Annotated in this window: 17 protein-coding genes; 12 read left to right on the plus strand and 5 right to left on the minus strand. The window is 61.4% G+C overall.

The annotated features are described in order from the left end of the window. Positions 1-87: 87 nt before the first annotated feature. A complete protein-coding gene (locus tag ACP7C6_RS19430; protein ID WP_068933806.1) occupies positions 88-1,365 on the minus strand; it encodes an acetyl-CoA C-acetyltransferase in 1,278 nt (425 codons plus the stop codon). Between the two features lie 114 nt (positions 1,366-1,479). Between ACP7C6_RS19430 and ACP7C6_RS19435 the strand changes: the two genes are divergently transcribed. The 4 genes from ACP7C6_RS19435 to ACP7C6_RS19450 all read left to right on the plus strand — a co-directional run bounded on the left by ACP7C6_RS19435 (position 1,480) and on the right by ACP7C6_RS19450 (position 7,538). Continuing rightward, the gene (locus ACP7C6_RS19435) at positions 1,480-2,823 is read left to right on the plus strand and encodes a 3-oxoacyl-ACP reductase (RefSeq protein ID WP_426109125.1); all 1,344 of its coding nucleotides are present in this window, start codon (positions 1,480-1,482) and stop codon (positions 2,821-2,823) included. Between the two features lie 2 nt (positions 2,824-2,825). After that, the gene (locus ACP7C6_RS19440; RefSeq protein ID WP_122685902.1) at positions 2,826-3,674 is read left to right on the plus strand and encodes a MaoC family dehydratase; all 849 of its coding nucleotides are present in this window, start codon (positions 2,826-2,828) and stop codon (positions 3,672-3,674) included. Between the two features lie 301 nt (positions 3,675-3,975). Further along, positions 3,976-5,682 (plus strand): collagen-like triple helix repeat-containing protein, encoded by a 1,707-nt coding sequence (locus ACP7C6_RS19445; RefSeq protein ID WP_426109126.1) that lies wholly within the window; start codon positions 3,976-3,978, stop codon positions 5,680-5,682. A 173-nt stretch (positions 5,683-5,855) separates the two neighbouring features. Further along, complete coding sequence (locus ACP7C6_RS19450) at positions 5,856-7,538, plus strand: ShlB/FhaC/HecB family hemolysin secretion/activation protein (protein ID WP_068931572.1); 1,683 nt, start codon at positions 5,856-5,858, stop codon at positions 7,536-7,538. A 28-nt stretch (positions 7,539-7,566) separates the two neighbouring features. On the opposite strand, the gene ACP7C6_RS19455 is transcribed toward ACP7C6_RS19450, so the two are convergent. Together ACP7C6_RS19455 and ACP7C6_RS19460 are read right to left on the minus strand one after the other, a co-directional pair. After that, on the minus strand, positions 7,567-7,965 hold the full coding sequence (locus tag ACP7C6_RS19455; protein WP_016977027.1) for a response regulator: 399 nt from the start codon (positions 7,963-7,965) through the stop codon (positions 7,567-7,569). A gap of 47 nt (positions 7,966-8,012) precedes the next feature. Then, entirely contained in the window at positions 8,013-8,210 is a 198-nt protein-coding gene (locus ACP7C6_RS19460; protein ID WP_016977026.1) for a Flp family type IVb pilin, read from the minus strand. A gap of 332 nt (positions 8,211-8,542) precedes the next feature. Here ACP7C6_RS19460 and cpaB point away from each other — a divergent pair, with 332 nt between their 5' ends. The 8 genes from cpaB to ACP7C6_RS19500 are packed head-to-tail and all read left to right on the plus strand — an operon-like array spanning position 8,543 to position 15,964. Then, positions 8,543-9,487 (plus strand): Flp pilus assembly protein CpaB, encoded by a 945-nt coding sequence (gene cpaB, locus ACP7C6_RS19465; protein WP_426109127.1) that lies wholly within the window; start codon positions 8,543-8,545, stop codon positions 9,485-9,487. 19 nt (positions 9,488-9,506) lie between these two features. Beyond that, on the plus strand, positions 9,507-10,724 hold the full coding sequence (locus ACP7C6_RS19470; protein WP_028615599.1) for a type II and III secretion system protein family protein: 1,218 nt from the start codon (positions 9,507-9,509) through the stop codon (positions 10,722-10,724). Next, positions 10,721-11,914 (plus strand): pilus assembly protein, encoded by a 1,194-nt coding sequence (locus tag ACP7C6_RS19475; RefSeq protein ID WP_028615598.1) that lies wholly within the window; start codon positions 10,721-10,723, stop codon positions 11,912-11,914. Before ACP7C6_RS19470 ends, ACP7C6_RS19475 begins: the two co-directional genes overlap by 4 nt. After that, entirely contained in the window at positions 11,911-13,182 is a 1,272-nt protein-coding gene (locus tag ACP7C6_RS19480; RefSeq protein ID WP_028615597.1) for a CpaF family protein, read from the plus strand. The genes ACP7C6_RS19475 and ACP7C6_RS19480 overlap by 4 nt, the downstream gene beginning before the upstream one ends. 10 nt (positions 13,183-13,192) lie before the next feature. Beyond that, positions 13,193-14,074 (plus strand): type II secretion system F family protein, encoded by an 882-nt coding sequence (locus ACP7C6_RS19485; protein WP_028615596.1) that lies wholly within the window; start codon positions 13,193-13,195, stop codon positions 14,072-14,074. Position 14,075: 1 nt separating this feature from the next. Further along, positions 14,076-14,963 carry a type II secretion system F family protein gene (locus ACP7C6_RS19490; protein WP_028615595.1) on the plus strand — a complete coding sequence of 296 codons (888 nt, stop codon included), beginning with the start codon at positions 14,076-14,078 and terminating at the stop codon, positions 14,961-14,963. Positions 14,964-14,973: 10 nt separating this feature from the next. Next, complete coding sequence (locus ACP7C6_RS19495; RefSeq protein WP_028615594.1) at positions 14,974-15,684, plus strand: tetratricopeptide repeat protein; 711 nt, start codon at positions 14,974-14,976, stop codon at positions 15,682-15,684. Positions 15,685-15,694: 10 nt separating this feature from the next. Then, a complete protein-coding gene (locus ACP7C6_RS19500) occupies positions 15,695-15,964 on the plus strand; it encodes a DUF3613 domain-containing protein (protein ID WP_426109128.1) in 270 nt (89 codons plus the stop codon). 12 nt (positions 15,965-15,976) lie between these two features. On the opposite strand, the gene ACP7C6_RS19505 is transcribed toward ACP7C6_RS19500, so the two are convergent. After that, a complete protein-coding gene (locus ACP7C6_RS19505; protein WP_426109129.1) occupies positions 15,977-16,765 on the minus strand; it encodes a response regulator in 789 nt (262 codons plus the stop codon). Positions 16,766-16,891: 126 nt separating this feature from the next. Then, complete coding sequence (locus ACP7C6_RS19510) at positions 16,892-17,341, minus strand: prepilin peptidase (protein ID WP_426109130.1); 450 nt, start codon at positions 17,339-17,341, stop codon at positions 16,892-16,894. Positions 17,342-17,379: the final 38 nt, after the last annotated feature.

Here is a 17,379-nt window from a genome sequence, read left to right on the forward strand (position 1 = left end):
TATGGCACTCGTTATACGGCAATCAGCGCGTCGGTGGGAGGGGCTACCGACCGTTGATCACTTAAGAATGCAACCAATAGGCCAGTTTCAGCGCTCTATGATCGCTGTAACCCCTTGCCCGCCCGCCGCACAGATGGATATCAGCCCGCGGCCTTTGCCCGCCGCATCCAGCAACTTGGCCAGATTGGCGACGATACGCCCACCCGTGGCGGCAAACGGGTGCCCGGCGGCCAGGGAGCTGCCTTTCACATTGAGCCGGCTACGGTCGATAGCGCCCAAGGGTGCGTCGAGTCCCAGGCGTGTCTTGCAGTAGTCCGCGTCTTCCCAGGCCTTGAGCGTGCACAACACTTGGGCAGCGAAGGCTTCGTGAATCTCGTAGTAATCGAAGTCCTGCAGCGTCAGACCATTCCTCGCCAGCAAGCGCGGCACCGCATACACCGGCGCCATCAGCAGGCCTTCGGCGCCGTTGACGAAATCCACTGCCGCCGCTTCGCCATCGCGCAAGTACGCGAGGATCGGCAAACCGCGCTCTTTAGCCCAGGCTTCACTGCCCAAGAGCACCAGCGAGGCGCCATCGGTGAGTGGCGTGGAGTTGCCGGCGGTGAGCGTGCCCTTTTCGCTGCGCTCGAAAGCGGGCTTGAGGGTCGCGAGTTTTTCCAGAGTCAGGTCGGGCCGCAGGTTGTTGTCGCGGGTCAGGCCCAGAAACGGGGTGAGCAAATCGTTATGCCAGCCTTCGGCATAGGCGACGGCCATTTTCTGGTGGCTTTCCAGCGCGAGCTGGTCCTGCTCGGCGCGGGGAATTTGCCAAGTCTGCGCCATCAATTCGCAGTGTTGCCCCATGGACAAACCCGTACGTGGTTCGCCATTGCGCGGCAGTTCCGGCTTGAGGTGATGGGGACGAAGTTGTAACAGGACTTTTAATTTATCCGCCACGGATTTGCTGCGGTTGGCCTGCAGCAGGATCTTGCGCAGGCCTTCATTCACCCCGATCGGAGCGTCGGAGGTGGTGTCCACCCCGCCAGCAATCCCGCATTCAATCTGACCCAGGGCGATCTTGTTGGCCACCAGCAACGCCGCTTCCAGACCAGTGCCGCACGCCTGCTGGATGTCATAGGCCGGCGTTTGCGGCGACAGGCGCGAGCCCAGCACGCATTCGCGGGTGAGGTTGAAGTCGCGCGAATGCTTGAGTACTGCGCCAGCGGCCACCTCACCCATGCGCAGGCCGTGCAGGTTGTAGCGTTCGATCAGGCCTTCCAGGGCGGCGGTCAGCATGGCCTGGTTACTCGCCGTGGCGTAAGGGCCATTAGAGCGAGCGAAGGGAATGCGGTTACCGCCGATGATCGCCACACGGCGCAATTGAGTCATGGAAAGCTCCCTGAAGGTTGTGGGTGGAATCATTCAGCCTAGCCTAGGCTCAATCGAACGACTGCCGCCCCGGGGTGGTCAACCCTTTGAACCCCAGCCTTCGGAGAGCGTTCCATGTCTGACCGTTATATCGACTTCGCCAACTCAAGCCTCGGCCATCGCCTGGTCGCCGCCATTGGCCTGCCGTCACCGGTACGCCTGGAACGCTGGCAAGCCGGGCGCCTGCGTCCGGTGGAAGGTGCTTTGCTGCTGGGCGGCGGCGCGCGGGCGGGCAACGTGCAGGCGTTTGCCCACAAGCTCACCGACGCGATTTATACCTACGGCGCGCAGACGTCGACGTGGATCCCCGGTCACGGTCCCAAGCTCAAGGCCGTGGTGTTCGACGCCAGCGACTTGCAGCACACCGATCAACTCAAGCAACTGCGCGAATTCTTCCAGCCGCTGCTGAAAAACCTGGATAACAGCGCCCACCTGGTGATCCTCGGCCGCGCGCCGGAAAGCCTCAGCGACCCCTTCGCCGCCAGTGCCCAGCGCGCCCTGGAAGGCTTCAGCCGCTCGCTGGCCAAGGAACTGCGCAATGGCGGCGTGCTGCAATTGCTTTATGTGGGCGACGGTGCCGAAGACCAACTGGAAGGCGCGCTGCGCTTCTTCCTCTCGCCCAAAAGCGCGTATATCTCGGGGCAAGTCATTCACCTGGAGGCTTGCGCCACACCCGTCGAGGACTGGACGCGGCCCCTGGCCGGGCGCAAAGCGCTGGTCACTGGCGCAGCCCGAGGCATCGGTGCCTCCATCGCCGAAACCCTGGCCCGCGACGGCGCCGAAGTGATTTTGCTGGACGTGCCCCAGGCCAAGGCCGACCTTGAAGCCCTGGCCGCGCGCCTGGGGGCACGCACTGTCGCACTGGATATCTGCGCTGCAGATGCCGCCAGCCAACTGGTCGAACACCTGCCTGATGGCCTCGACATTCTGGTACACAACGCCGGGATCACCCGCGACAAGACCCTGGCCAACATGACCCCGGAGTACTGGGACGCGGTGCTGGCGGTCAACCTCAATGCGCCGCAGGTACTGACCAAGGCGCTGCTCGACAGCGGCACCCTGCATGACAACGCCCGCGTGGTGTTGCTGGCGTCGATCAGCGGCATCGCCGGCAACCGTGGGCAGACCAACTACGCCGCAAGCAAAGCGGGATTGATCGGCCTTGCGCAGGCCTGGGCACCGCTGCTTCAGGAGCGCGGCATCAGTATCAACGCCATGGCGCCCGGCTTTATCGAAACCCAGATGACTGCGCATATTCCGTTTGCCTTGCGTGAGGCCGGACGACGCATGAGTTCGCTGGGCCAGGGCGGCCTGCCGCAGGACGTCGCCGAAGCGGTAGCCTGGCTCGCCCAACCGGGCTCCGGGGCCGTTAGCGGCCAAGCGCTGCGAGTGTGTGGGCAAAGCCTCTTGGGAGCATAAACATGCAATGGAAGACGCTAGGCACTACACCATTCCTGCCGCCGTTGTATTGGCGCGCCGCGCTCAAGCGCAAGATCACCGGCAACATATTGCCCGAGCAGGGGTTGCGCTGTCGGGTGAGCATCAACTTCGAGCAAGTAGCGGCGTACCGCAAGGTCTGCGGTTTTGCCGACAGCCCGATCCTGCCGGCGACTTATCCGCATATCCTGGCGTTCGGGTTGCAGATGCAGTTGCTCACCGACGACAGTTTTCCCTTCCCGTTGCTGGGGTTGATTCACCTGAGTAACCGCATCCGTATCCATCGCCCGCTCGGGGGTGTGAGTGAGTTGTCCATCGCTGTCCACACGCAGAACCTCAAGCCCCATCCCAAGGGCGCGACCTTTGATCTGATCACCACCGTCGAGGACTCCCTCGGCCTGCTGTGGGAAGCCGAAAGCCGCATGCTTTGCCGGGGCGTAAAGCTCGAAGGTGAACCCGAGGATGACGCCCAGCCTTCCCCCACTCAGGTCAGCGAACTGACCCGCTGGAAAGCCCCCGCCGATATCGGCCGCCGTTATGCGCGGGTCTCCGGCGACTACAACCCGATCCACCTCAGCGCCCTCACTGCCAAGCTGTTCGGTTTTCCCCAGGCCATCGCCCACGGGCTGTGGAACAAGGCGCACACCCTTGCCGCCCTCGGCGAACACCTGCCCGCCGCCAATATCGAGATCAGCGTCGAGTTCAAAAAACCCGTGCGCCTGCCCGGTGAAGTGACGTTGTTGACCAGCGCCGCCGGCTCCAGCGGTGAGTTATGGTTAAAAGGCGCGGGCGATATTGAACATATGGTAGGCAAGTGGTGGCCGATCGCCTGAAAGAAACCGGTTAATTGTATATATACACCCTAAGTAATAGCGGACTTTTTCACGTCCGCTTTTTTATTCAAGCCATTGATTTAAAACGCATATACATCTTGATACATCCTTGCCTTATACCCTTGGTATTAGTTACTTAACCGGTACACCCGTGCCGTATATAAATCGTTAATACCAAGTAGAGCATTGAGCGAACGCACCGCCGGGGCTGTGATAGCCATACGGACAAACACATTGCTACCCCGAGAAGTAGCGAGTGTTTGAAGACAACCAAGGTTGTACAGGTGCAAGGAACTCAATCATGAAAACTCAAGTCGTGTTTTGGAAAGCAAGTACCGCGCTGGCCCTGGCCGTAGCACTGGCACTCGGCGGCTGCAGCAGCGGTGGTGGTGGGCACAAATCCAGCGTGGCATCGTCCTCACCCGATGCGGGTGCAGGAACAGGTGGCGGCACTGGCGGTGGCACAGATGGCGGCACCGGCGGCGGTACTGGTGGCGGCACCGGCGGCGGTACTGGTGGCGGCACCGGCGGCGGTACTGGTGGTGGCACCGGCGGCGGTACGGGTGGCGGTACGGGTGGCGGCACAGGTGGTGGCACCGGCGGCGGTACGGGTGGCGGCACAGGTGGTGGCACCGGCGGTGGTACTGGTGGCGGCACAGGCGGTGGCACCGGCGGCGGAACAGGTGGTGGTACGGGTGGTGGCACGGGTTCGACAACCACTCCCCTGGTGACTGGCCAGATTGCCGGCACTCTGGGCGGTACTGTCGGTAACGTGGGCGCTGCGGTCGGCGACCTTGGCGACACCTTGAACAACGTTCCCATCGTTGGCACTACGGCTGGCGGTCTCGTCACTGCTACCGGCAACGCCGTCACCAGCATTGGCACTGGCGTCACTGCCGGACTGGGCTCTCTGGGTACCAACAGCAACTCCCTCGGCATTACCGTGGCGGGGGTCGGTAACGGCGTTGCCGACCTGGGCGACGGTCTTTCGACGACCGGCAAATCCCTGTCGACCACACTGGGCGGCATTCCGGTGGTGGGTGGTTTGACCGGCGGCGTAGGCGGTGCTGCCGGCGGCGTGGTCGATAAGGTGGGCCAGACCGTCACCATGCTCGGCGATACCTTGAGCACTGCCAGCACCACCGGGCCGCTGGGTTCTCTCACTAACACGGTCGGCGGTAAAGTGTTGGTGCCTGTGGTCTCGCTGGTGGAAAACACCACGGGCAACCTCGGCAAGGCCACCGGTCTTGGCAACCCGGTCAATGGTCTGCTGGATAAAGTCGGCTCCACTGTGACCGGCCTGGGTGGTCAGGTTGCCAGCGCAGGGGGTACCGGCAACCCGGTGACCAATATCGTGGGCGGTGCATTGACCGGCGTCGGTGGCGTGCTCGACAAGTCCGGTGGCTATGTCGCCCCAGCGGGCGGCGCTTCGAAACCCGGCCTGCCTGAGTTGGTGGGTGGCCTGGTCGCCAACGTCGGTAATGGCCTGAATGCCGGCAACACCAATGGCACCGTGAGCGCGGCAGGCGTGACCGGTGGAGCATTGGGTGGCACTGTCGCTTCTCTCGGCACAATCATTGGCGGCAATGGCGTCGCCAATACTGCAGCGACGTCACCCGTTGCCGGCTTGGCGACAAACGTCGGCGCGGCCCTTAACCCAGTGACCTCCGGTGTCGCCAGCCTGACGCAAAACATCGGAAACACCACGGGCATCGGCGCTCCGGTCAATGGCCTGGTGACTCAAGTCGGTGGCGCCGTCAGCGGTATCGGTGCCAACCTGACGGCGGCCAACGCCAACCCGATCACCAATGCCCTCGGCGGCACCGTCAGTGCGGTGGGCAGTACCGTAGGCTCGGTCGGTGGGTTGGTCACAGGCGGTACCGGCACCAGCGGCGGTCTGCTTGGCGGACTGAACGTAGGCACCAACGCCTCGGCGGGTGGCAGCGCGAATGCAAATACCGGCGGCGGCCTGGGCGGTTTATTGAACGGCCTGACCGGCAAAAAATAGAATTGCACCTGGCCGATTAGACGGCCTCCCCTACAGCGCCTACGCTTGGTTGAGACGAGAGACCCCAATAAGTCTCTCGTCTTTTTTATGGGGCCTGGAACATGCCCCACCCGAACCGAGTCCCAGAACCCGGCGGGCCCGAAACGCTGCTGCAGTTGACCATGGAGTGTCCTATGCGCGTGTTGACGCCGTTGTTATTGCTTACTCTCAGTGCCTACGCCCAAGCCGAGACCCTTCCCAGCTTCCTCAACAGCAACGACACCATCCGCAACCTGCCAGTGCCCAACCTTCCCGCCGACGCCTATCGACCGGCCACGCCACAGACCCAGGTGCCCGAAACACCGCCTACTCAGGGCCAGCCGCTGTTGATGGACACCAAGGTCACGATTCGCAAGCTGCAGATCGAGGGTGGCACCATCTACCCGCTCGACGAGACCGCCAAGGCCTACGAACCGTTGTTTGGTCATGAGACCAACCTGGCGCAACTGATCGAAGCCACCCGTGGCGTTACCCGTCGCTACCAGCAGGACGGCTACCTGCTGTCCTACGCATTCCTGCCCCAACAGAGCTTCGAAAATGGCCTGGTGCGCGTGATTCTGGTGGAAGGCTATATCAAGGACTACCAGCAAACTGGCGATATCGGCTCGGTCTCGGCTTACGTCGACAAACTGGCCAATAAACTCCTGACCGAACGCCCTCTGACCCGCAAGACCTTCGAGCGCTATACCACGCTCATGGGCCGTATCCCCGGCGTCACACTGCAAGCGCAAGTACCCGCGCCGGGCACCACCGACGGTGGCACACATATGCAGATCACTGCCAGCCGCAAGCCCTTCACCAGTAGCATGAGCATGACCGATGACAGCCGCGGAGGCCTGCAGGCCCTGCTTACCGGCACCAGCAACTCCCAGACCTCAATGGGCGAGCAACTCAACGTCAGCGGGCTGTTCCCGCCTGGCGAAGATAAAGAGCACTACTACCGTGTGGGCTACAGCCAGTTCATCAATGCCGAAGGCACCCAGCTGGCGCTCGCCGCCGAACGCTACCGCGCCGACCCCAAAACCAACGTGCAACTGGACGGCGGCTTCGAGCTCAAGCCGCACCAGTCCATCGATCGCTATTCCATCGGCCTCAGCCACCCGCTGATAGCCTCACCGAATGAATCGCTGACCCTCGGCACGCGCCTCTACGCAGTGGACCAAACCACAAGCTACAAACTCTTGGGCTACCCCCAGCGTTTCGACGTTGAAACCAACCTGCGCGCCCTGGCCTTCGAGGGTGACTGGCGCAAGTCCGACACCCGCCAACTGCGTATCCTCAGCGCCGGTCTGTACCAGGGCATCAACGGCATGGGCGCCAGAACCCACAGTGATTTCGAAGGGCTCAAGCCCGACCTGGACTTCTTCCGCCTGCGCCTGTCCGGCGTACAAAGCGACAAGTTCTTCGATAACTGGCAAGGCGTCCTGTCGGGAGCGTTTTACTGGAGCAATGACACCCTGCCGGACAGCGAACGCGCCACGTTCGGTGGGCAGAACTTCGGTCGTGGCTACCCTGACGACCAGGGTTCCGGTGACAAGGGCTGGGGGCTGGCGTATGAGGTCAACTACAGCTACAACCGCGCTGGCGACTGGGTGAGGATTCTGCAGCCCTATATTGTGTTCGACCGCGCCAAGACCTGGTTCAACGATCTGCCTGTCAGAAGCAGCGACCTGTCATCGGCTGCACTCGGGCTGCGCTTCGGGGACAACAAGTACTACAACATAGCCCTGGAAGCGGCCAAGCCGATGTCGGATATCGCGCTGGACAGTTTCAACCGGCGGCCACGGTATACGTTGAGCTTCAGTTATCAGCTCTGATCCTACCCTTTAGGCGCTAGTGGGGCGCCTAAAGCCTGGTTTTCGGGAGGGGAAACAGATTGTTCAACGTATCAATCAACCGAACCAGATAGATCGGCTTGCGAAACAGGTCCAGCACTTGCAGGCGCAGCATGTCGCTCACATCGTCCATTTCGGCGTGGCCCGACATCACAATCACCGGCAGGTGTGAGCGTGAGGTGTGTTCGCGCAGGCGCTTGATCAAGGAGATACCGCTTTCCTCGGGCATGCGCAGATCGGTGATGACCAAGGCGATGTCGGGGTGAAGTGTCAATTCTTGCAGGGCGAAGGTGACGGAGGTGGCGGTAAAACAGACAAATCCCTCGTTTTCGAGGGATTCGGCGAGTTCGATCAAGGCGTCCTCTTCATCGTCCACCAATAGAATTTGCTGGCGTGAAGACGCGCTCATGGCATCACCTTCAAGAGGGGATCATCATAACGGCCACCACAACTAAATCATGTTCCGGTCGGCATATTAGTGGTCATATTGGTGAAAATGGTTTTTACCTTAGTTCCAAGCCCCGTCCCGGCACCCACTATAACGAGCGCTACCAACGCTACGACAATGGCGTATTCGATGCCTGAGGCTCCTTCTTTGCGACTGAAGAATAGTTGGGTTTGGACATACAGCTTCAACACCAGGTCAAGGAACATAAGACTTCTCCCTAAAACGCCACTGGAAGCCGGAACGGCTCTAGTACCAGATAATCGCGGCGTGCCATTAGAGCATTGTCAACAAACCCCAGCCTCACAACTGTAATAACGAATTAATCATAAAGTATTAGTCGTAACGTCAGCCCCTATAAACGCGCCGTATAAAGGCAGCGTTTATAAGCTCACATAATTTTTCTCCAGGGTAATGGCATTTCGTCCTAGCTGAGCTACCTTCAAATAGCCAAATCGTTAGATGTTCATCACAGCCAGGTTGCGGATTAACCCATTCGAATTAATCGGGTGTGCAGTGCAACGGGAAAGGGAGAGCCGTCATGAACAGTCGCATCAGCATGGTCCTGGCCGGCTTGTTGCTGATCGGGGCCTTGATCGCCGGGTACTGGGGGCTTGTTTTAAGCCGCGCTCCGGAGCCTGTCGCAGCCCCCGCCGTACCCGTCGTTTCCGTTGATAACACTGTCGCTGCGGTGGAAGACCAGACCCGCCAACCGGTGGTGGTGCTGGCGCATGACGTGCCCGCTTTTGTGCCACTGACCGACGCCGACCTGATCCTGGAAAAACTGCGCACCGCGCCCGCCGGCAGCCTGACCCAGCTCGATCAAGCCATCGGCCGCATCCCCCTGCGGACCTTGGGCGCAGGCACTTGGCTCACCGAAGAAAGCTTCAGCGCTGGCGGCCCGCTCGCCCGCATGATTCGCCCGAATGAGCGCGCCCTGGCCGTGGCCGTGGATGAGGTGAGCGGCGCTGGGGGCCAACTGACGCCAGGCGATTACGTGGATGTGCTGCTGTTCCTGCGCCAGGATGTCGGTAACGTCGAGCAGTCGGCGCAGATCGTCCTTCCGGCCATGCGCCTGCTCAGCGTCGGTGACCAGTTGGGCCTGGCCAACGATGGCAAACCCGCTGTGCCCCCCCCGGTCACGCCTGAAGAACGCGCCCAAGCCGCCCAACGTCGATACGGCGCACGCACCGTGGTGCTGGCCGTGCCGGAGCCACTGCTAAGCCGACTGATGCTCGCGGCGCAAGCCGGCGTGTTGCGCCTGGCGGTACGTAGCGCCGATGAACAACTGCTCAGTCGCTATTGGGCTGGCGAAAGCGACGCATCAGAGAGACTGGAAAGCGCCAACCGCAACCTCTACCAATTCACCCAACTGGCCTTGACCGGCCCGCCCAAACGCGTCGTCCAAGCCAGCACCGCTGGGCCTGGCGTACGCCGTAGCATTGAAGTGATTCGCGGTGCCCAAGCGGCACCACAAACTCCGTGATCGAGCAAGGATGCCTTGAATGAGCCATCGCTACGCACCCCTGTTCACGCACATGGCCTGGGCCCTGATGCTGTCGAGCCTGCCGGTCGGCATGGCTTTGGCAGCGCCGGGCAACTGCGGTGCCCTGGGTCAGTTACCCGCCGTGGTCGAGGTGGGAGAAGGCCTGCAACAAGAGCTGCAATCACCGGTGGCCATTACGCGCCTGGCCATCGGCGACCCGAAAATCGCCGATGTGCGGGTCAACGGTGACCGGAACTTTCTGCTGACCGGTGTCTCGTCCGGCGCTACCAGCCTGATGGTATGGACCGCCTGTGCCAGCGCGCCGCGCCAAAGCATGGTGTTCGTCAAGGGCAAGGCCACGTCGGCGCTGACCAGCGTGTCGCTGCCGCCGTCGGAAGACCCGTTGTTGCCCAGCCAGGTGCAGACCGATATCCGCTTTGTCGAGGTCAGCCGTACCAAGCTCAAGGAAGCCAGCACCCGGCTGCTGGGCACGGGTGCAAACTTTTTCCTCGGCAGTCCCAACCTGCTGTCCCCTTCGGAAGGCGTGTTCAAATTGCCGGTCAACACACAAAGCTTCAACGTCGGTTTTGGCGGTGGGCGGGTTTCGGCCATGATCAACGCGTTGGAACGCAGCGGCTTTGCCTACACCCTGGCGCGTCCCAGCTTGGTGGCCATGAGCGGCCAGAGCGCCTCCTTCCTGGCGGGCGGCGAGGTGCCAATCCCGGTGCCCAGCGCGGGCAGCGACACGATTTCCATCGAATACAAGGAGTTCGGCATCCGCCTGACCCTGACCCCCACGGTGATTGACCGCAATCGCATTTCGCTCAAGGTGGCACCAGAAGTCAGCGAACTGGACTACAGCAACGCGGTGCAGATCGAAGGCATTCAGGTGCCGGCGTTGACCGTCCGCCGTACCGACACCAGCGTGTCCTTGGCCGATGGGGAAAGCTTTGTGATCAGCGGTTTGATCAGCAGCAACAACCGCTCCACCATCAGCAAGTTTCCGGGGCTGGGCGACATCCCGATCCTCGGGGCGTTTTTCCGCGACTCCAATATCAGCCGCGAAGAAAAAGAGTTGCTCATGATCGTCACGCCGCATCTGGTGCAACCGTTGGCGGCCAACGCCCAACTGCCCTCCTTGCCCGGCGAGAAACTACGCAGCTACGACCCAAACTGGTACCGGCTGTTCTTCCTGGAAAACGGCAACTTTGACCGTCGCAGTGGACTTTCCCAATGAGCGATAGCCTGAGCCAGACCTTTCTCGCCATCACCCGCAACACCACTGACCTGGAGTGGCTGCAGGGCGCCCTGGCGCCGCTTGGCCAAGTCGTCAGCGCCGGCACCGGCAGCCTGGACGAACTGCTGGCGCTGGTGGATGTGACCTTCGCCAACCTGGTGTTCGTCGGCCTGGACCGCGAAAACGTCGTGGCCCAGAGCGCATTGATCGAAGGCGCCCTGGAAGCCAAGCCGATGCTCGCCGTCGTCGCCCTGGGCGATGGCATGGACAACCAGCTTGTGCTGAACGCCATGCGGGCCGGCGCCCGCGACTTCGTGGCCTACGGCTCGCGCTCCAGTGAAGTGGCGGGCCTGGTGCGACGCTTGAGCAAGCGCCTGCCCACCGTCACCAACAATGCACAACTGGGTGGCCTGACCGTGCTCTTTGGCACCCAGAGCAATGCCGATGGGGCGATGCTGGCCACCCACCTGGCGCTGGTCGTGCAGAAAAGCGGCCAGCAAACCTTGTTGCTCGACCTGGGCCTGCCGCGCAGCGACAGCCTGGCCTTGCTGGGTCTGCAAAGCACCTTCAATTTCGGTGACGCGTTGCGACACTTGCGCCGCCTCGATACCACCCTGATCAACAGCGCCTTTACCCCCGCCCTGGACGGGCTGCGCATCCTGGCCTACGCCACCGGTGACGAACCGCTCAAACTCACCAGTGCCGCCGAGCTGTTCATGTTGCTCAGTGCACTGCGCCAGCACTTCCAGCACATCGTCGTGAACATTACCGGGCAACCCGACAGCGAGGCCCTGCGCACCTTTGTCAGCCACTGCGACAAACTGCTGTGGTGCACCGACCAGAGCGTACTGGACTGTCGCCGCAACCTGGCAATACTCAACCGCTGGCGCGAAAAAGGCATGAAGCTGGATCACGCCAAACTGGTGGTGGACCGCTACATCAAGGCCTGCGCACCCGATACCGAGGCCCTGGAAAAAAGCTTCGGCCTTGAGTGCATCGCCGTACTCCCGCTGAGCGCCGAGCTGCGCCTGAATGTGAAAAACCAAGGCCAGACCCTGTTTGCCCTGGCCCCCCGTGAACCTTTGACCCAAGCCGTGCGCACCTTGGGCGAGCGCCTGGCAAAACGCTCCGAGGGCCTGGCGAAGCCGTCGATGCGCTGGTTTGAACGCTTCCTGGGGTCAGGACGATGAACGGCGAAAAACTGTTTGGCGGCCCAGCCCGCGCCGCTGGCGGCAACAGCGATCACGATGGCCTGAAGCTGGTGCTGCACCGCTACATCATCGACGCCATCGAGGAGTCGGGTAAAAACCTGCTCGAAGGCACACGCCAGTCCCTGGCGCAATTTGTCATCGACAAGGTTTCCGAATACATCACGCGCATGCGCCTGGCGATCTCGCGTTATGAGATAGAGCGCCTGGCCGAAGAGATCGTCGACGAACTCACCGGTTTCGGCCCGCTGGAAGTGCTGCTGCGTGACCCTGCGGTGACAGAAATCCTGGTCAACGGGCCGCACCGTGTGTTTATCGAACGCGATGGTTTGCTGCACCAGAGTGACCTGCGTTTCATCGACGACCACCATGTGGAGCGCGTGATGCAACGCATCCTCGCGCCATTGGGCCGGCGCCTGGATGAATCCTCGCCGATGGTGGATGCGCGCTTGCCCGACGGCAGCCGGGTCAACGCAATCATCCCGCCGATTGCCCTGGACGGGCCGTGCCTGTCGATTCGGAAATTCCGCAAGGACATGCTCAAGAGCAGCGACTTGGTTGCCATGCAAACCATTGATCAAAGCATCTTCGAGTTCTTCCAGGAGGCCGTGGGCAAGCGCTGCAACATCTTGATCAGCGGCGGCACCGGCACCGGCAAGACCACGCTGCTGAACATCCTCAGCCAGTTGATCAACCCCCATGAGCGCCTGGTGACCATCGAAGACGTCGCTGAACTGCAACTGGGCCACCCCCATGTGGTTCGCCTGGAAACCCGCCCGCCCAACGCCGAAGGCCATGGCGAAGTACGCTCCAGCGACCTGATCCGCAACGCCCTGCGGATGCGCCCGGACCGCATCATCCTCGGCGAAATCCGTGGCGTGGAAGTGCTCGACGTGATGACCGCCATGAACACCGGCCACGACGGTTCCATGAGCACCGTGCATGCCAACAATGCCCAGGATGCGTTGCTGCGCCTGGAAACCCTGGTGGGTCTGACCGGCCGTGTGGTCGCGGAAAAAACCCTGCGCCAGATGATCTGCGCCGCGCTGGACGTGATTATCCAACTGACACGCATGCCCGATGGACGCCGCTGTGTGAGTGAAGTGGTGGAAGTGGTCGGCGTGCGCGAAGACGTGTATGTCACCAACACCCTGTTCCGCCTGGACCGGCGAACCGGCTTCGGTTTCCTGCGCGAAGCCATCAACCCGGCCGGCGACAAACTGCGCCGCGAATCGGCCCTGCAATCCTAGGGAGCGCCAGATGATCGGACCTGTGTTGCTCCTTATCTGCCTGCTGCTGATCGGCCTGTCGTTCTGGCAATTTCAGCACGGCCTGCGCAAGGCCCAGACGGACCGCGTGCTGGAACGTCTCGGCGACGGTCAGCCCGAAGTACAGGACACCGACACCCGTTGGACGGGCCTTGAGCGGATGTTTCAACGTGCCGGGCTGGGCAAACCCACGGACCGCCTTGGCCTATGGCTGAGCGCCTGGGTGATCGGCGTACTGTTGGGCTGGCTGTTCGCCGACGGGTTGGGCCTGATCACAATGATCGTCGGACCGCCTTTGTTTCTGCGGGTGTACATCAGTTGGTGTTATCAACGCCGCGTGCAACGTATGGTCGAGCAACTGCCTCAATTGCTCGACCACAGCGTGCGCAGCCTCAAATCCGGCAGAACCTTGGCCGACGCAGTACTGGGCGGTGTCGAGAGCACTGAAGATCCGCTCAAGGAAGCCATGGGCCGCGTTCAACGCAATGTGCGCATGGGCGTCAGCCTGCCGGACTCGGTCAGCGACTTTGCCGAGTTCTATGAACAGGATGAATTCCGCCTGTTCGCCCTGGGCCTGAAGGTCAATCACCGCTACGGCGGCAATGCCAGTGAGCTGCTGGAAAACCTGATCAAGATGATCCGCGAACGGGAACAGGGCGCCCGTCAACTCAAGGCCATGACGGGTGAAACCCGCATGACCGCGTATGTGCTGGGCGGGCTGCCGATACTGATCGTGGGGTATTTCATCCTGGTTAATCCCGATTACCTGATGAACATGTGGAACGACGATACGGGACGCATCATGCTGTTCAGCGCGCTGGTCATGGACATCAGCGGCACCTTGCTCATGTGGCGCATGCTGAGGAGTGTCTGAGATGGCGCTGCTGGCCTGTGTCTTGTTGTTGCTCGCCGCCTTGGTATTGTTCGGCGGCCAATTGCTCGAGAATCGCCGACGTGACCGCCGGGTGGCTGAGCGCCTGCAAGGGCGTATGGGCGGCGATGCCAAGCTCGGCACGTTCATGCGTCAACTCGGCGCCAGCACCCTGGCCCAGCGTTCGGTCAGCCTGGACAACGAGACCCAGATACTGCTCAACCGCATTGGTTGGCGCAAGGCCAGCCAACGTTCGCTGTTTGCGGCCTTTCAGATCGGCTTGCCCATCGTGTTCCTGGGCCTGACCGTCATCGGCCAGCAGGTTTTTTTCCCTGAAATGGACCCCGCGTGGATTGCGCCCCTGTTTGGCCTGGGCATTGGCTACCTACTGCCCAAACGCGTGCTCGCCGCCGCCGCCAAACATCGTCAGCAAACTATCGCCAAGGAAATCTCGACCTTCATTCCGCTGCTGCGCATCCTGTTCGAATCGGGGATGGCGGTTGAACAGTCATTGCGCGTCCTGGGCACCGAAGCCCAGCGCTTGCTGCCCGCGCTGACGCATGAGCTGCGCCTGATTCTGGCGCGGGTCGATTCCGGCCTGGAACTGGGCGAAGAACTGGGCAAGACCGCGCGTTTGCTGGAAGTCGATGAGTTCACCGACACCTGCATCATCCTTCAACAATTGATCCATCAGGGCGGCGGCGCGATGAAGTCCTTGCTGGCCCTCAAGCAACTGCTCGACGACCGACGCCTGACCCGCCTGCAGGAATACATTTCAAAGATGTCAGCAAAAATGTCGGTGGTGATGATGGTGTTTCTGTTCCCCGCTTTGCTGATCGTGCTCGGCGGCCCGGCCTTTATCGGCATCGCACGGGCGATGGCCAACTTTTGAGGAGACCTTGATGAGAGTAATGATTGCCGGCTTGGCCATGCTGATGCTCGGCGGCTGCGCCACCAATGGCCAATCACCCTGGGCAGCGTTGACCTCACCGGGCAGTTGCGCCAAGCCAAGCTCGGAACAGGAACTGGCGCTCAACCTGTCTGATGATTTGGCCAACGAAGGCAAGCTGCACGCCAGCCTGGCCAACCTGCAAAGCCTGCCCGAAGCCTTGCCCCAAGTGCGCCAGCGCAAAGCCCGCACTTACCGGCTGCTCGGGCGCAGCGAAGCTGAACCGTTGTACCGCAGCCTGCTCGGCACCTGCATGACCGCCGAAGGCGAGCACGGCCTGGGGCAATTGGCGGCCGCGAAGGGCAACAGCGCCCTGGCCATGGCCCACCTGCAGCGGGCGGCGCAGCTGGCGCCCACTGATGAGAAAATCCGCAATGACTTGGGCGTGGTTTACCTCAACCAATTGCGCGTGGAAGAAGCCCGCTTTGAATTCATGACGGCCATCGAACTCAAGCAGGGCGACCCGTTGGCCGCCGTCAATCTGGTCACGCTGTTGATCTACCAGGACGACTGGGGGCAAGCGGCCAAGGTCGTCAGTCAGTTGGGCCTGAGCCGCGAGCAAGTCTCCGATGCCCAGGCCCGCGCAGAAAAACTCAAGGGCGCCCGGACGGCGGCGCGCAAAGTCGCGACAGTGCGCGATGCCCTGCCGGTGAGCCTCAAGTAAGGAATGATCGATGAAAGCACATTACCTGATCGGCCTGGTGCTGTTACCGCTGGGCACCATGGCCATCGAACCCGGCCCGTCGTCCCCGCAGCAGGCGGAAACGGAAAACTGGATGGTCTTGCAGATCAACGGGCGAGCCGCTTCGCCGACGCCACAAAGGGCCACGCCCGCGGAACGGGAGCAGGCCTCGCAGCGTTGGCTGGACACTTACAAATATCCGATTCCAGAGTTTTTCGAAACGGGCACCAGTGGGGACTCTAAAGGCGGCCAGAGTCAATGAGGTCCTGGCGCTTCAGTGCGCCGTCACTCGCTGGCGCATCGCCGAGTTGCTCGGCGACAAGGCCAGTGCCAGTTGGGTACGGTTATGCATATGGGTCAGGCGCAGTACTTGGGACACGTACAGCTTGACCGTGTTCTCGGTGATCCCCAGTTCGCAGGCGATCTGGTAGTTGGTCTGGCCCTTGCCCACCAGGCGCGCTACATCCAGTTGGCGTGGCGAGAGCTGGTTGAAGATGCTCGGAATTTCCACCGGGCCGGCTTCTTCGGCGACCAGGTCGGCCTCATCCGCCACGCCGGCACCTGGGCTGCGGCGCACTTTGTCGAGGTCCTGGTACAGGTCGTTGATGGATTCGGAAAGGTATTGCAGCTTCTGGTTCAGGTGCCCCAGTTGCAGCTCCTTGCGTCGCTCTTCCAGCGCTGCTTCCTGGCGTTGTAGACCTTCGAGCAACTCGTCGAGGTTGATCGGCTTCTGGTAGTAGTCCGAGATCCCTGCACGCAGGGCCTTGATCACGTCCTGTTTTTCGGCGCGCCCAGTGAGCATGATTGCCTCAAATGCCCGCGCCTTGCCTGCCACTTTTTGCATAGCCTTTACAAGCTCGATGCCGTCCATGTCCGGCATGTGCAGGTCGCACAGCACCAAGCCGATCTCGGCGTCTTCGCTGAAGCGCTGCAAGGCGTGTCGGCTGGACTCACAAGGGACGCAGCGATAACCACTGCCTTCAATAAATTCGCAGAGCTCTTCCACGATCAATGGCTGATCGTCGACCACGAGCACTTTCACCGCCGAGGTAAGCTTGTTCACGCGTTACTCCATGCCTGGCCAGCCAAAAGATTGACCTATCCTTTTTGACGAAGAATCCTACATATCTACTCAATAAACGTAGACCTACTTTCCGACTATGTACATAGCGATAGAGGCCTTGTGCGACTAATGGATCCAAAGCCAGTACAGCACAAATCCTGTCAATACAAAGGGGGCAAAAGGCTGCTTTGTTGACACGCCCGGTGAAGGTACCTCTCGGCGTGCGCTAAACCTTTGATGGATAAGCACCCAGGCGCCCTGGAACACGGCGGCACCGATCAACGACCATAACAAAGCATCCAGATTGCTCGCCAGGGCCAGCGCGGCCAACAGCTTCACATCCCCCGCGCCAAAGCGGCCCAGTGCATAGCCCGGCAAGGTCAGTAGCAGGGCCACGGCAAAGGCCCAGCCTCCGTCGCCAGCGGGTGCCCCCAGCCAGGTCGTGCCCCTCCACAACAGGTATATCAACGCCAACAGCGCCACTCCGAGGGTCAAGCTGTTGGCGATTTGCCGTTGACGCATGTCCTGCAACGCACAGAGCCCCAGCCAGAGCAGTATCACCGCGCTATGAATCACGTAAAAAACATCCCTTTTCGCTGATTGATTCTATGCTG

It is taken from the genome of Pseudomonas sp. TWR1-1-4, assembly GCF_049897165.1.
GTDB lineage: Bacteria > Pseudomonadota > Gammaproteobacteria > Pseudomonadales > Pseudomonadaceae > Aquipseudomonas > Aquipseudomonas canadensis.